The organism is Propionigenium maris DSM 9537 (assembly GCF_027925155.1).
GTDB classification, from domain to species: Bacteria; Fusobacteriota; Fusobacteriia; order Fusobacteriales; family Fusobacteriaceae; genus Propionigenium; species Propionigenium maris.
This window is the reverse complement of sequence record NZ_BSDY01000019.1, coordinates 30127-45526: the sequence shown is the minus strand read 5'-3', so window position 1 is coordinate 45526 and position 15400 is coordinate 30127. Positions and strand designations below refer to the sequence as shown.

The 15400-nt window shown below is 43.1% G+C and carries 15 protein-coding genes; 14 read left to right on the top strand and 1 reads right to left on the bottom strand.

Annotated features, from left to right (window positions below):
* The first annotated feature begins 4 nt into the window (after positions 1 to 4).
* From QMG11_RS15365 to QMG11_RS15340, 6 genes are all read left to right on the top strand, one after another.
* The gene (locus QMG11_RS15365; RefSeq protein WP_281837174.1) at positions 5 to 1129 is read left to right on the top strand and encodes an amidohydrolase family protein; all 1125 of its coding nucleotides are present in this window, start codon (positions 5 to 7) and stop codon (positions 1127 to 1129) included.
* On the top strand, positions 1122 to 2294 hold the full coding sequence (locus QMG11_RS15360) for a M20 metallopeptidase family protein (RefSeq protein WP_281837173.1): 1173 nt from the start codon (positions 1122 to 1124) through the stop codon (positions 2292 to 2294). The genes QMG11_RS15365 and QMG11_RS15360 overlap by 8 nt, the downstream gene beginning before the upstream one ends.
* Positions 2295 to 2555: 261 nt before the next feature.
* Positions 2556 to 3326: an MBL fold metallo-hydrolase gene (locus QMG11_RS15355; protein ID WP_281837172.1), complete on the top strand. Its 771-nt coding sequence runs from the start codon at positions 2556 to 2558 to the stop codon at positions 3324 to 3326.
* A 427-nt stretch (positions 3327 to 3753) separates the two neighbouring features.
* Positions 3754 to 4221: a nucleoside deaminase gene (locus tag QMG11_RS15350; RefSeq protein ID WP_281837171.1), complete on the top strand. Its 468-nt coding sequence runs from the start codon at positions 3754 to 3756 to the stop codon at positions 4219 to 4221.
* A gap of 250 nt (positions 4222 to 4471) precedes the next feature.
* Entirely contained in the window at positions 4472 to 5182 is a 711-nt protein-coding gene (locus tag QMG11_RS15345) for a biotin--[acetyl-CoA-carboxylase] ligase (protein WP_281837170.1), read from the top strand.
* A gap of 5 nt (positions 5183 to 5187) precedes the next feature.
* Positions 5188 to 6129, top strand: a complete 942-nt coding sequence (locus QMG11_RS15340) for a potassium channel family protein (RefSeq protein ID WP_281837169.1) — start codon at positions 5188 to 5190, stop codon at positions 6127 to 6129.
* A 34-nt stretch (positions 6130 to 6163) separates the two neighbouring features.
* Here the strand turns inward: QMG11_RS15340 and QMG11_RS15335 are convergent, their stop codons facing one another.
* Positions 6164 to 7375 carry an L-lactate MFS transporter gene (locus QMG11_RS15335; protein ID WP_281837168.1) on the bottom strand — a complete coding sequence of 404 codons (1212 nt, stop codon included), beginning with the start codon at positions 7373 to 7375 and terminating at the stop codon, positions 6164 to 6166.
* Between the two features lie 544 nt (positions 7376 to 7919).
* On the opposite strand from QMG11_RS15335, the gene QMG11_RS15330 reads away from it, so the two are divergent.
* From QMG11_RS15330 to QMG11_RS15295, 8 genes are all read left to right on the top strand, one after another.
* Positions 7920 to 8558, top strand: a complete 639-nt coding sequence (locus tag QMG11_RS15330) for a hypothetical protein (RefSeq protein WP_281837167.1) — start codon at positions 7920 to 7922, stop codon at positions 8556 to 8558.
* Positions 8559 to 8868: 310 nt separating this feature from the next.
* Entirely contained in the window at positions 8869 to 9945 is a 1077-nt protein-coding gene (gene mnmA, locus QMG11_RS15325; protein ID WP_281837166.1) for a tRNA 2-thiouridine(34) synthase MnmA, read from the top strand.
* Positions 9946 to 10164: 219 nt separating this feature from the next.
* On the top strand, positions 10165 to 10287 hold the full coding sequence (locus QMG11_RS15320; protein ID WP_281837165.1) for a hypothetical protein: 123 nt from the start codon (positions 10165 to 10167) through the stop codon (positions 10285 to 10287).
* 157 nt (positions 10288 to 10444) lie between these two features.
* A complete protein-coding gene (locus QMG11_RS15315; protein WP_281837164.1) occupies positions 10445 to 11509 on the top strand; it encodes a M24 family metallopeptidase in 1065 nt (354 codons plus the stop codon).
* Positions 11510 to 11782: 273 nt separating this feature from the next.
* Positions 11783 to 13168 carry an oxaloacetate decarboxylase subunit alpha gene (locus tag QMG11_RS15310; protein WP_281837163.1) on the top strand — a complete coding sequence of 462 codons (1386 nt, stop codon included), beginning with the start codon at positions 11783 to 11785 and terminating at the stop codon, positions 13166 to 13168.
* A 251-nt stretch (positions 13169 to 13419) separates the two neighbouring features.
* Positions 13420 to 13737 carry an OadG family protein gene (locus QMG11_RS15305; protein ID WP_281837162.1) on the top strand — a complete coding sequence of 106 codons (318 nt, stop codon included), beginning with the start codon at positions 13420 to 13422 and terminating at the stop codon, positions 13735 to 13737.
* 17 nt (positions 13738 to 13754) lie between these two features.
* The gene (locus tag QMG11_RS15300; protein ID WP_281837161.1) at positions 13755 to 14117 is read left to right on the top strand and encodes a biotin/lipoyl-containing protein; all 363 of its coding nucleotides are present in this window, start codon (positions 13755 to 13757) and stop codon (positions 14115 to 14117) included.
* Between the two features lie 10 nt (positions 14118 to 14127).
* Entirely contained in the window at positions 14128 to 15237 is a 1110-nt protein-coding gene (locus QMG11_RS15295; RefSeq protein WP_281837160.1) for a sodium ion-translocating decarboxylase subunit beta, read from the top strand.
* Positions 15238 to 15400: the final 163 nt, after the last annotated feature.

The window sequence follows — 15400 nt, the reverse complement described above, 5'->3', positions numbered from 1 at the left end:
GAATATGATTATAAAAAATGCAAGGATACTCAGCAGCGGAGTAGAGGACGGAGTATATCATATTAAGATCGGAGAGGGGAAGATAGAGGCCATAGTAGAGGCTGGGAGCTCGTTAGACATGGATGCTGAAGAAAAGTGTATAGATGCCGGAGGTGCCTATGTGACACCGGGGCTTGTGGATGCCCACACACATCTGGGAATGAAGACCGATTCAGCGGGGACCTTTCATGCAGAACACAATGAACCCAACAGCCTGATCTCCTCTCACCTGAGGGCCATAGACGGCATAAATCCTCTGGATATTACCTTTAAGGAAGCAAGGGAGGCCGGGATCACAGCCTGCGCCAGTGGTCCAGGATCGGCTAACCTTGTAGGGGGACAGTATGCCTGCATAAAAACCTATGGGAGTGTAGTGGAGGATATAGTTGTAGATCCATATATAGGTATGAAGGTGGCCCTGGGGGAAAATCCCAAGAAGAGATATGATATGACGAGGATGGGGATAGCGGGGAACCTGAGAGATTTCCTGAGAAAGAGCAGGGAGTACAGCCAGGGGAACTATGAGGAATACGATGAAAAGTATGAGGCCATGATCCCCGTAATGAAGGGAGAGAAGCCCCTTAAGATCCATGCCCACAGGGGTGACGATATAGTTACTGCCATAAGGATAGCCGAGGAGTTTGATGTAAGGTATACCCTGGATCATGTGACCTGCGGGGTAGATGTACTGGAGTATTTGGAGAGGAAGGATGTACCTCTGCTTCTGGGACCAAGCCTGGGAGCCAGAGGTAAGTCGGAGCTCAGGGGAAAGGGGTTTAACAATGTGGTGAAGCTCTCCCAGGGAAGGGATGTATGCCTCATTACAGATGCCCCGGTAATTCCCCTGCAGTACCTGCCAATCTGTGCAGGCCTTGCCATCTCCAAGGGGATGGAGTACAGGAAAGCTCTGGAAGCGGTGACCATAAACCCTGCAAGGGTTATGGGGGTAGAGAACAGGATAGGAAGCATAGAGATAGGGAAGGATGCAGATATAGTTATCTGGAGGGAGAAGCCCTTTGTGACTATCCAGGACCCTCTCTATGTAATAGTTGACGGAAGAATAATAGAGGGAGGGGATGAGATTGAATAGACTATGTGAGCTAGACAGAGTGCTCCACTCGATACCCGAGATCGGGATGGAGGAGTATAAAACTGCAGACTTTATAAGGAGGACCTTAGAGGAGAACGGGATAGCCTATGAGGCGGCAGGGGGGACGGGAACCCTTGTATACTTTAAGGGAAGAAGGGATGAGGTCATAGCCTTCAGGGCGGATATAGATGCCCTTCCCCTGGCAGATAACTCCCACCACATATCCCCCTCTGTAAACAAGGGATTCTCCCATGCCTGCGGGCACTCAGCTCACACTTCGGCTCTCCTGGAGACAATCCTTCAGGTAGATGAGGGGATAAGGGAGGGGAAGGTCCTTGAAAAATCTCTTCTATTTATATTCCAGCCTGGTGAGGAGGGGTGCGGAGGTGCACGTTATGTTATAGGAGATGAGGTTTTTGAGAAGTACAGGGAGAGGATAGAGTGCTTCTTTGCTACCCATGTAAACCCAGAGATGGATGAGGGCAGGGTAGCTGTAAGGGAGGGGTATGTCTCTGCCCAGAATGTGAATATAGAGTGGGATATAGAGGGGCAGGGGTGTCACGGAGCCCAGCCCCATACTGGGATAGATATTGTTGTGGTTACCTCGGAGCTCATAGGGGCCTACCAGACCATTAGGTCTAGAAATGTCCATCCAGATGATATGTATCTATTTACCATAGGAAAGTTTCTGACGGGATCCAAGGTAGACGGAGTGTTTCAGCCTGGGGGAGCAAGGAATATAATTCCAAACAATATCCAGCTTGAGGGGACTATTAGGATGTATGACTCCAAGTATATAGATATATCCAGGGAGAGGATAGAGGCACTGAACAGGGGTTATGAGGAGGCTTACGGAATAAAGATTCATATGGATTTCAAGCCCAACTACCCTGCCATGGTGAATGATGCAGGACTCTATGGAGATATGGTGGAGGTTCTGGAAGAACTGGGAATAGAGGCAGAGGAATCCAAGAAGATGACTGGGTCTGAGGACTTCTCCTTCTACAGGGATATAGCCCCTACATTTATGTTTTTAACGGGAACAAGGAATGTAGAGGAGGGGCATACAGCTGCTCTCCACAATCCGGCCTTTGGATATACCTCTAAAGCTCTTGAGACCATAGTAAGGGTATATCACGGACTTATTCAGCAGAAGGCTATGTAAAGATGGTGGAGGTTTAAACCTCCGCCATTTTTAATTATTAAAAAAGTATAGGATTTCCTCCAGTGGATGGGAAAAAAGATCAGGTGTGGGGAGGAAAGGGAGCGAAGGTTGTGAATTATTAATATGTAGGGAGTTTAAAGAAAAATTCATTTTAAGGCAGTAACCTTATGATGGGTGTGTAGGATGTCAGGGGTGCTCTTAAGAAAGAATCACTTCCTTGAAGGACTCCCCTGAAGAGAAGGGATAAAGAGGTGAATAAAGATGTTGATAGAGCAGATACGTCACGCAACAATAATAATAACACTGAGAGAGTATAAGGTAGTGGTAGATCCCATGTTTTCTCCCAAGGGAAGGTTGCCTTCTCTCAGGGGCACTAAGCTGCTGAGGTTTAAGAGAACCAATCCCACGGTGGAACTCCCTGAAGATATGGAGAAGAGGTTAAATGGTGTAACCCATGCTCTAATAACCCATACCCACTTTGATCATATAGATGAACCTGCTATAGATTACCTCAAGAGGCACAGTATTGTGGTTTTCTGCTCGGAGGAGGATGAGGAAGTCCTTATGAAGAGGGGGCTTAAGGTGATACCCCTGAAGAACTCCCAGGAGAACTTCTTTTTTGACGGAAGTATAAGGCCTGTCCCAGCAAGGCATGGCTGGGGATGGATAGGAAGGGCTATGGGCCATGGTGTGGGATATTTTATAGCCATGCCAGGGGAGCCCACCCTATATATAACAGGGGATACAGTTCTTACAGATGAGGTAAGAAGGGTGATAACAGATCTGAAACCCGAGTGGACTGTAGTGGCAGGGGGAAAGGCCAAGCTGGCAGTGGGAAAACCCCTCCTCATGTCCGAGGATGAACTGCTGGAAGCAGTGGAACTTTCCTCTGGAAGGGTTATACTAAACCACATGGAAGCCATGGATCACTGCCTCATAGACAGAAAGATCCTCAGGGAACTCATGAGGGAGAATAAACTGGAGAATAAGGCAGTTATACCCAATGACGGGGATGTAATTGAGTGTGACTAAAAAAAAGGATCCTATAAGGATCCTTTTTATTTGAGGAAAGTGCCCAAAGAAAATTCGATACTTTTGTCTTGATACAAATGTATCCCAAAAATCAAGTCTTCCGGCAATTGTCTTTGTGAGGACTCCAAACATTCCATTGCTCTCCTGGACTCTCTACAGAGCCTGAAGTAGCTAAACGCAATGAAGTAAGTTATTAACGTGAAGCTAGACGACAGCCTGCAGACAGCCGCTTTAATTTCAAACCTGAATTCTTATTGACTTGTGTGGTTTGTACTTCTGATTTTAATCTGTATAAATCAGCAACGAAAAAATAATTTAAATCTCAAAGTCCCATTTTTTATCTAGGGGATATATTTTGAGGAAATTCTCTTTTCTTAGAAGGAAAGCCTGTCTTTCCTAGTATAGAAGTTTTTATAGGAGGGAAGAGATGAAGAGGAAATATATGGAGGAAGCTATACACCTTGCCCGGTGGGGTATGGAAAATGATAAGGGCGGCCCCTTTGGAGCAGTGGTGGTAAAGGATGGAGTGGTGGTAGGCTGGGGATATAACACAGTTACCAGCAGCAACGATCCCACAGCCCATGCAGAGATAAACGCCATAAGGGATGCCTGCAGAAACCTGGATACCTTTTCACTGGAGGGATGCGTAATCTACACATCCTGTGAGCCCTGTCCCATGTGTTTATCTGCCATATACTGGGCGAGGATTGAGAGGATATTCTTTGCCTGTGAGATGGGGGATGCAGCGGAAGCGGGATTCATAGATGAGGATCTCTACAAGGAATTCTGTCTTCCCCACTCCCTGAGAAAAATTCCCAGTGAACAGCTTATGAGGAGGGAATCCATAGAGGTTTTTCAGAGTTGGAGAGCCAAGGAGGACAGACTTTTATATTGAGATATTAGGTTATGGAATAAAAGAAGAGGAGATGAACTCCTCTTTTTAGTTTGCTTATTAATTTGAATTATTTTTCAAGGGGAAGGTCCTCGTTGAAGGTCCAACCTGCAAAGGATGAGTCGTAGTTTGCAGCTTATCGGTAGATCAATCTAAAAAATAGATTAAAGGGGAATAAAAATTTTCTTTAGCGTGATATAATAGGGTTAATAGACGAGGCTGAGAGAGATAAAGGAGATAGGAGGAAAGAGGAATGAGAATATACAGGTTTAATGAGATAGATTCTACAAATACCTTCTTAAAGGGAAGAAGAGATCTGGAAAACTACGATATGGCTATAGCAGAAGTACAGACTGCAGGAAGGGGAAGAAGGGGAAATGAGTGGAAGTCCCCTGAGGGAGCAGCACTATTTTCCTTTGCCCTCAAGGAGGAGGAGTATCTTCCCCTGGAGGAGTGGAGAAAACTACCCCTTGTGGTGGGAGTATCGGTACTGAGAGCTCTGGAGGGTATAGAGGCTGGGGATTATCAGTTTAAGTGGACCAACGATGTATACCTAAATGAAAAAAAGGTATCGGGAATCCTGGTGGAGAAGGTAGAGGGATTCTTTATCATAGGTATAGGGGTAAATGTTAACAATACCGAGTTTGGGGAGTTGGAGAGAAGGGCAACATCCCTTTCCAGAGAGAGCGGCAGATCCTATGAACCGGAGGAGGTAGCTCTTAAAATTATAGAGGAATTTAAGAGATGCTATAGTAAATTTCTCATGGGAGGGTGGAGCGAGCTTCTCTATGAAATTAACTCCAAAAACTACCTGAAAAACAGACCCGTAAAGATAGATCTCAGAAACAGGATTGAGGAGGGAGTGGCCAGGGAGGTAGCTTCCGACGGAACCCTTGTTGTGGATGTAGAGGGTGAGAGAAGAAACTATGATGTGGGAGAGATACATATCTCCTTTGAGAGGTGATAGATTTGTTTAGGCGGCTAAGAAAAGTTATCAATAGTTATGGAGCTCTGAGAAGTAGAAAGGTGCTGGCTCTGGCTTTTATACTCTCCCTTCTTCTGGCTCTGCTGGCAGAGATAAATAACCCCAATGGGGAGTATATAGGGGATATCGAGGGAGTACTCTTTAACTACTTCCCTATGATATTTATGAATATAGCTCCGGTACTCTTTGTTTTCAGGATTGGCTTTCTGAGAAAGATAAGGCAAAATCCCCTCTATGCCATATATATGATCCTCTACTTTCTCCTCTTTGTTCCCCTCTTCATGGGGATACAGTCCAAGGGAGGAAGGGTAGAGATAGACAGGTCCAGCTTCTTCTATATAGGTGTAACGGGACTGAATCTTCTGGCTATCGCCATAGGACACATAGTCCTCATAAGGTATGTGTTCTTAGATGTGATCTTCAAGAGGAGAAAGCCAACGGGAAGGGACACCATAATAGTGTTTATGACCTATGTAAGTATGGGGGTAAGCTTTGGATTTGTCTATGCTCTCATAACAACTCTGTCCCCTGAACCTGCCTTCTCTAATATGAGTCTGGAGATGGCGGAGGACCTGGGTGGAGTAAAACTTTACTTCAGACATATCTACTACAGCTTTATAACCCTTACCAGTGTTGGATTTGGAGATATATATCCAGAGAGCTGGGTTGCTCAGACTGTGGCAGTTATAGAGTCTATCCTGGGAGTATTCCTACTGAGTTTTTCCCTTGGGATAATCCTCAGCTCTGAAACTGAGGAGCACTCTGTAAAGCAGGATGAGAACGATAAGTTTAGGAAGGAGCTTATGGAAGATATAGAAAAATTTCATACAAGACAAAATGAGATGAAAAATCTCAAGGAGGAACTGTTGGCTGATATAGAGGAATTGATAGATAAAAAACTGGGAAACAGAATAGACAAGGGATAAATTAAAAGCAGCTGTCATAAGACAGCTGCTCTTTTTATGCTGCATCAGCAGCTTTTTTCTTTGATTTGATAAATCCTGATGACAGCAGTAGTCCCAGAGCACAGACCAGGATTACAGGATAGAAGATATATGCATAGGAACCGAAGGTCTCCCTAATATATCCTCCAACAAACCCCTGGATAAGGGCTCCTATTCCATATGCAGTAAAGAGGATCCCGTAGTTTGCTGTATAGTGGGTCTTTCCAAATAAGTTTACCGTGGAAGCAGGGGCAATAGCCAGCCAACCTCCAAGGTTTAGCCACATTATGGCAAAGGCCACGGCAAAGACGATGATATTTCCTGCAAATAACAAGGAAAGAACTCCTGCAGTTATTATCAGGGTATAGGATATAGCGATAGTCCTCTTTGTTCCCAGTTTATCTGTAAGGGCACCGAAGATGGGTCTTCCTATACCATTGAAGATGGCAAAGAAGGATGTGAAGAAAGCTGCCTTTACCGGAGTAAGGTTAACAACCTCCTGGGCATAGCTGCTGGAAAGTCCTATGATCATAAGACCTGAGAAGGTCCCGATGACATAACATGTCCACAAAGCATAGAAAGTAGGAGTCTTTACCATCTCCACAGGAGTAAATTCTCCAGATGGGCCAGTTCCTACGTAGTGGTGGCCTTCCTTCTTCTCCGGAAACTTAAGGGTAAGGGAGAGAAGACTCAGGATAACAGCAAATGTTACTCCCAGGATCTTAAAGGCAGAAAATACCCCAAACATTATTATCAGCTCAGTAGCGAGAGGAGCAGTGATAAATGGAGAGAGCCCAAATCCCAAAAGGGTCAGTCCCACAGCAAAACCTTTTTTGTCAGGGAACCACTCAGTTACAATAGCCATAGGTATACCATATACTATACCTACACCAATTCCCCCAAGAACTCCATAGGTAGCTATAATAAACTCAATACTGTCAGCAGTTCCCGCGAGGATCCATGCTATAGATATGAGCAGCGATCCTCCTATGGCAAGGATCTTCGGGTTTATCTTTTTGATAAATAACCCAGCCACAGGCATGGAAAAAGCATAAAACATTAAAAATACTGTGTAGGGCATACTTGCCATGGTAGATGATATGCTTACTCCGTGGGCGTCTTTAAGGGCCTCAACAAGGGGTTTTTGAAAAACTCCCCATGAGTAGATCGTCCCCATACACAAAAACATTACCAATCCACTTATGATATAAAATTCTCTTCTTTTCATACACACTCCTAATCATTGTTTTTTTGAAAATACACTTGTAATATCTAATTACGGTACAAGATTAGCATAACCTTGAAATAATAATCAAATTTTTGTTAAAAATTTAATATGTTTTATATAAATTTAATAAATAAGTGGACAAAGTCCACCTATATGGTGGGTGTTTTCCTTAAAAAATAAGAGGAAATCTAAGAAAGGGATGGGGGTAATTAAAATTATAATTTTATGATAAAATATAGTGATGTGAGTTGTGCCTTTTGTCTTGATACAAAAGGTACCTAAAAAAATTTGATACCTTTATCTTGATACAAATGTATCCGAAAAATCAAGACTTCCGATAATTGTCTTTGGAAGTATAACATAGCTTCCGTTTCTTTTAGGGGCTCTAGATAGAACCTAATGAGTACAACGAAACGAGGTAGAGGATAAGTGGAGCTCGACGACTATCTGCAGTCGGCAAACGAAGAATTAAAGTAAGCTATTGTAATGAAATTAAATAAAAAATTGAAAATTACTGGAATCAATATATCTGAAGGGAGAAAAAATGGAATTAAAGGTATATAGAGAATATAAAATAGTAAAAGCTTATAAAGAATATGTATCTAGTTCAGTTAGTAGGAAGTTCTATAATTTAACTCTAAAAAGTTGGAAAGTTATTTTAGTATTTAATACAATTCTAATGATTTTATTTTTTTGTTACTTAGATTCAAAAAATTCTTATGTTAATTTATTTCAGACAATTTTATCAGGTTTATTTGTAAGTTTACTTACATATGTAATGACAGTTGTAATTCCAGAAAGAAATAGAGTACGTAAAATAACACATGAGTTAGAGGGAGGAATTGATGGATTCATGGGTTCAATATTTAAGAGTTCAGGATATACAGGAGAAAATTTAGAATTTTATATAGATGTTATTTTTTCTCATTTATCAACTATAGAAAATAACTTAAATACAATAACAAGAGAAGTTGGGGTTTTAAGATGTTGTCATCCTAGTAGGGGTCTTCTATCATCTGTAAGTGTATTGAGGAAAGACTTAAAGGAACTATTGTGCTTGCATAGTAACCAAGAGAAGAATTGTGAGGAAATAAAAGAAAAAGTTCATAAGATTAAAGAGTATTATATGAATTTTGTTGTGGTAAGATGTAAAGAAGTTAAAGGATACTATTTTATTTCGTAAAAGAAAAATTGGTTTAAGTATAAATTGAGCTTGGCTATTTGAAAATAGCGTAGATGAAATATGAAAAGAAAGTTTAGAAAAATATTCGTCGACTATCACAAGGGTGTGGCAGACGATACGATTTTTTCAAACTTTTTTGATTATGGAATAGTTATTTTCAATGAGCCTTGAACTCTTGGTTACTTCTGTTTCAAGACAGAAGTAATGCAAAGAAATTTGAATACTTAAAAGTAATGAAAAATTATAATTTATAAAAGTTTTTAATGAAAGAAGTTTTCTAAAACTTTCTTTCTCAAAGAAAGGATAAGATATGTTAGATAAAAAAAGAGTAGTAGTGGGAATGAGCGGGGGAGTGGATTCCTCTGTGGCTGCCCTCCTCCTAAAGGAGCAGGGGTATGAGGTAATAGGGGTGACCCTGAAGCACCTGGGAGATGAGACCAGTGAGAACCCCAATGTGAAGACGTGCTGCAGCTTAGATGATATCTTTGATGCCAGAACAGCCTGCCACAAGGTGGATATCCCCCACTATGTGGTGAACGCTGTGGAGGAGTTTGACAGGGAGGTAGTGGATTACTTCATAGAGGAGTATAACAGGGGGATGACTCCGTCTCCGTGTATAGTGTGTGATGAGAAGATAAAGATAAAGAAGCTCATAGAGGCAGCCAACAGGATGGGAGCATACTATATATCTACGGGGCATTACTGCGATGTGGAGTATAGTGAGGAACTGGATGCAAGCCTGCTGAAGCTTGCTGAGGATGACCTCAAGGATCAGACCTATATGCTCTACAGACTGGGGGAGGATGTAGTTAAGAGGATGCTGTTTCCTCTGAGTTCATATAAGAAACCTGAGGTAAGGGAGATGGCCAGGGAGGCGGGGATATCAACCCACGCCAAGAAGGATAGTCAGGGGATATGTTTTGCCCCAGAGGGGTATAAGGAGTACCTTAAGAGAAAACTTGAGGATAGGATCGAACCAGGGAACTTTGTCAGCAAGGAGGGAAAGATCTTTGGACAGCACGAGGGGTATCAGCTCTATACAATAGGCCAGAGAAGGGGGCTGGGAATAGTTCTTCCCAGAGCATACTTTATCACCGAGATAAGGCCTGAGAGCAATGAGATAGTTCTGGGAGACTTTGATGAGCTCATGAGATCCAAGGTGGAGCTTGTGGACACGGTATTTCTTGTGGAGCTTCAGAAACTTCATGGGAAGGAGCTTGTGGCCAGACCGAGGTTTTCAAGCAGGGGCCTTCCAGGAAGGATTGTCACCCATGATGGAAGAGTCTTCTTTGAATATACAGAGGAGAATGCCCAGAATGCTCCAGGACAGCATATGGTGGTCTACTACAAGGGATTAGTTGTAGGGGGCGGAAAGATAGTATATTAAAACCAAGAGACCTCAGGGTCTCTTTTTATTATTAAAGAAAGTATAGAATTTATAAAAAAATTACATGAAGAAATAAGGATTCCTGCTGATTATCAGGATGCAACGTCACGTTGCTTTTTTAGTGTACCATAGAGAGGGTTAAGAAAAAGGAAAGGGGAAGAAACTTCAGAATAATAAGATAACAGCAAGGGAAGAAGGAGATACAGAAGGAGGTCTATTATGAAGCGGGAGCCTTACTTTAAGAAGGTAGATGGTAAGTGGTATGTATGGGACAGCGAACTTCAGGAGTATGTAGAGGATACTGAAAGTAAGGACGATCAAAGGCAGCAGGCCGCCCAGTAGAGGGCGGTCTTTTTTATTTTTTGCCAGATAGGTGAGACAACCTTCAAGCAGTATCTAAAATAAGGTCTTTAAGGTTTAAAAATCCTATATTTTTGCAAAAGTCTATTTTCCCCAGGAGGGGAATACTGTATAATGAGAAAAAAGAGGGGGGATAGATTTGAAACTAAATAAGATAATGGATCAAAAAAATGCAGATGCAATATTAATTACCAATATGTTAAATGTAAGGTATTTTTCAGGATTTACAGGGACTACAGGGGTAGTTCTTGCAACGGGAGAGAAGAGATACTTTATAACGGACTTTAGATATACAGAGCAGGCAGATGCTCAGGTAGTTCCCAATGGTTTTGAGGTAGTGAGGGAGGACAGACAGCCCCTTGAAAGGGTGGCAGAGCTTCTTAAGGAAAACAGTGTGAAGAGGCTGGCTATAGAGGATACCTCTGTGAGCCTTTCTCAGTTCAGAAGCTTTGAGAAAAACTTTGAAGGGATAGATTTTGTGGACCTTGGGGATATCTTCCTGAGAGAAAGGATGATAAAGACTCCTGAGGAGATAGAGATAATAAGGGAAGCAGCTAGGATAACAGATGAAGCTTTTGCAGCTATAAAACCCCTTATAAAGGAAGGAGCTGTGGAGAAGGATCTCTCTACAGAGCTTGAGTATCAGATGAAGAAGAGGGGAGCAGACGGGCCTTCCTTTGATATAATCGTAGCATCAAACTACAGATCTGCTATGCCTCACGGAGTGGCAAGTGAGAAGAAGCTTGAAAGTGAAGGGTTTGTAAAGTTTGATTTCGGATGCTTCTACAAGGGGTATGCATCTGATATGACAAGAACTATCTACCTGGGAAGCAACCCTACAGAGAAGCACCTGGAGGTATATAATACAGTGAGAGAGGCTCAGGAGCTGGCAGTGAAAAGTGTGAAGGCCGGGGTAACAACCAGGGAGCTGGATAGGATAGCCAGAGAGTATATTGAGGGTAAGGGATATGGAGAGTATTTTGCCCACGGACTGGGGCACGGAATAGGTCTTCAGATCCACGAGTATCCAGGGGTATCCTTTAAGGCTGAGGAGATAGTCCTTGAGGAAAACATGGTAATCACCATCGAGCCTGGAATCTACCTTGAAGGATTTGGGGGAGTAAGGATAGAGGACGACATCGTAGTAAAGAGGGACGGGTATGAGATCCTCAATGGAACAACTAAAGATCTGGTAAAATTATAAGGGGAACTCCTGCTTAGGCAGGAGTTTTTTTATGGAAGAGAAAAGTAGTTTTGGGATAGAGGGAAGTATGAATTAAGGAAGTATAATAAGTTAACGCACTTATTCTTATCTGGCGTTTACTTTTATTATTGTCTCGAAAAAAAATCTTATATTCAAAAAAAGTGCAAATAAAGAAGAAAAATGTTAAAATGTGTATCTTAAATATGGTATAAAGTTTATTTTGTCAAATATGAGATGATTAAAGTTTTATTATAAAAACAGGAGGTTGTTTTTTTGAGTAAGCTTAAGATAATGGAAACGGCACTTAGAGACGGGCACCAGTCCCTCATAGCCACCAGACTTAAAACTGAAGAGATCCTGCCAATCCTTGAGAAGATGGATCAGGCTGGATACCACGCCATGGAGGTGTGGGGAGGGGCTACTTTTGATGCCTGCATTAGATTCCTCAATGAGGATCCGTGGGAGAGACTTCGTGAGATAAGGAAGAGGGTAAAGAACACCAAGCTTCAGATGCTCCTTAGAGGTCAGAATCTGCTTGGGTACAGACACTACGGAGATGATGTGGTGGAGAAGTTTGTGCAGAAATCCATAGAGAACGGTATCGACATCATAAGGATCTTCGATGCCCTAAACGATTACAGAAATGTCAGAACATCTGTGGAAGCTACAAAGAAGTATGGTGGACACGCCCAGGTGTGTATCGCCTATACCACAAGTGAGGTTCATACAGTGGACTACTATGTGGAGAAGGTGAAGGAGATAGGAGCCATGGGTGCAGATTCCATCTGTATCAAGGATATGGCGGGAATCCTCCTTCCCAGTGTAGCCTATGAGCTCATAAGAAGGATCAAGGAGGTATCGGACCTTCCTGTGCAGCTTCATACCCACTGTACATCGGGAATTGCGTCTATGCTCTATATGAAGGCAGTGGAAGCCGGGGTGGATATTATAGATACGGGAATATCTCCATTCTCTGGGGGAACAGCCCAGCCATCTACCGAGGTATTTGCCCAGGTATTCAAGGGGCATGAGAGGGATCCACAACTAAACCTGGATATCCTAGCTGAGATAGCCGACTACTTCAAGCCCATCAAGGAGAAGTACAGAGCCGAGGGAATCCTGAACCCCAAGGTGATGGACACGGAGCCTAAGACCCTGAAGTACCAGGTCCCCGGAGGAATGCTGTCAAACCTATTATCTCAATTGGAGGGACAGGGAGCAGCAGACAAGTATGAGGATGTACTTAACGAGATCCCCAGAGTAAGAAGGGATCTTGGTTATCCACCACTGGTAACTCCACTGTCTCAGATGGTGGGAACCCAGTCGGTATTCAATGTCCTTACTGGAGCCAGATACAAGGTAGTACCTAAGGAAATCAGGGACTATGTAATGGGAATGTATGGTCAGTCGCCGGCACCAGTGGACGAGGAGATAAAAAAGGTAATAATCGGAGATGAAACTCCCATCGACCACAGACCTGCAGATGATATTGAGCCTGAGTTTGAGAAGATCACTGCAGAGATAGGGGAGCTGGCTAAATCTGAGGAGGATGTACTCATGTATGCCCTCTTCCCGGAAAATGCAAAGAAGTTCCTGGAGAACAGAGGAAAGCCCCAGGTAGAGGAAGTAGAGGAGTATCATATAAACCTGGTAATTTAATAATTTAGTTCATTCTTTGCTTCTCCAAAGAACGAACCAAGAAAAGAGATCCTTTAACAATGTCTTAATGGCTAAATATTAATTTTATCGACTTTATGAGCTACAGTCTTTCCCTCGGTCAGAAACTTAAATTGTTTAACGGCTGAGGTAGAAAGATTCTGTACAAAGCTTGATCGACTGTTAAAGGCAGATAAAAATCTCAAATATACATTAGTGTGACATTGAAAGAAGAAGAAAAAGGAGGAAATAACTTGATATTTCAAGAGCAAATGACCTTTGCAGAGGGTCTACAGCTTACAGCAATAGCCATGGGTATAGTATTTATACTGCTCTTTGCCATATCGGTAATCTTAGAGCTGTTCAGACATATTCCCTATGGGGAGCAGAAATCGGAGACAAAGCCAGCACCTCCAGTGCAAAAAGCACCAGCAGTGGAGATGGCAGGAGTGGACTGGGCCGAGCTAGAAGCCGATGAGGATATGATGGTGGCAGCCCTTGTGGCATCCATGGAAGCAGCAGGAGAGAATAAGGATACAAACTATAGGATAACAAGAATAACGAAGCTATAGACGGAGGATTTGAAGAGATGAAGAAGATCTATAAGATAAAGGTAAATGGAAAGGCATATGAGGTGGAGTTGCAGGAGGTAACTACTGTAGAGGGGACTGTGGAAGCTCCTGCAACCCTAGGAGAAACAGCACCGGCACCAGCTACTCCAAAGAAATCCATGGTAGGGGGAGAGACTGTAACAGCTCCAATGCCTGGAACTATTGTGGACATTAAGGTAAGGGTAGGAGACTCTGTAGCTAAGGGACAGCTTGTGGCAGTACTTGAGGCTATGAAGATGGAGACTGAGATCCTGGCTCCAGATGCGGGGACTGTAACTGAGATCCACGTAGGAAAGGGAGCAGCAGTAAACTTAGGAGATGCAATAGTATCTTTAGGATAGGAGGAAAACAATGTTAGAAATTATAACTCAATTTATGAGCAGTACAGGTTTTTCCCTTTTATCCATCCAGCAGGTAATAATGATGTTAATAGCCTGTGGATTCCTGTATCTTGCAGTGAAAAAGGGATATGAACCCTACCTGCTGATCCCAATAGCCTTTGGAATGTTACTGGTTAACCTTCCAGGGGGAGGACTTATGGAGAAGGGGGGACTCTTCTACTGGCTATACCAGGGAACTAAGTATGGAGTATATCCGCCGCTGATCTTCCTGTGCGTGGGAGCAAGTACGGACTTTGGGCCCCTTATTGCCAACCCTAAGAGTATCTTACTTGGGGCAGCAGCACAGTTTGGAATCTTCTTTGCATTCCTTGGGGCTATTGCCATGGGATTCCTTGGACCAGAGGCAGCTTCCATAGGTATCATCGGAGGAGCAGACGGACCTACAGCTATCTACCTGACTTCACAGCTAGCGCCGCAGCTACTGGGACCAATAGCTCTGGCAGCTTATTCATATATGGCCCTGGTACCAATCATCCAGCCGCCGATCATCAAGGCTCTTACCACTAAGGAGGAGAGAGAGATCAAGATGGAGCAGGCAAGGCACGTGAGTAAGAATGAGAAGATAGCCTTTCCTATTATTGTAACTATCCTAGTTGTAATGCTACTACCTACAGCAGCTCCGCTTGTTGGAATGCTTATGTTTGGTAACCTGATCAAGGAATCTGGAATGGTACCAAAGCTTGTGGATGCAGCAACAAATTCGCTTATGTATATAGTAACTATTCTACTGGGGATTACAGTTGGAGCTACAGCTAACGCTGAGTCCTTCCTGAATCCACAGACGATGAAGATAACAGCTCTTGGACTGGCAGCCTTCTCTATAGGAACAGCCAGCGGGGTGTTGTTTGGTAAGGTAATGTGTAAAGCGACCGGTGGAAAGATCAACCCTATGATCGGAGCAGCGGGAGTGTCAGCAGTGCCAATGGCAGCCAGAGTGGTACAGAAGGTGGGACAGGATGAGAATCCTCACAACTTCCTTCTTATGCACGCAATGGGACCAAATGTGGCAGGGGTAATCGGATCGGCAGTGGCAGCCGGTGTACTTCTAAATGTATTCTAAAAAAGCAGCCTGGAGATTCAGGCTGCTTTTTTATTGCTAAGGAAAGTATAGAATTATAGATTAACTCCATTATAAAGAGTTATTGCATAAGGTTAGAAAGGATGCAACGTCACGTTGCTTTTTATATCTTTTGAAACTAAAAAAGGAGAGCTTGCGAGAGCTC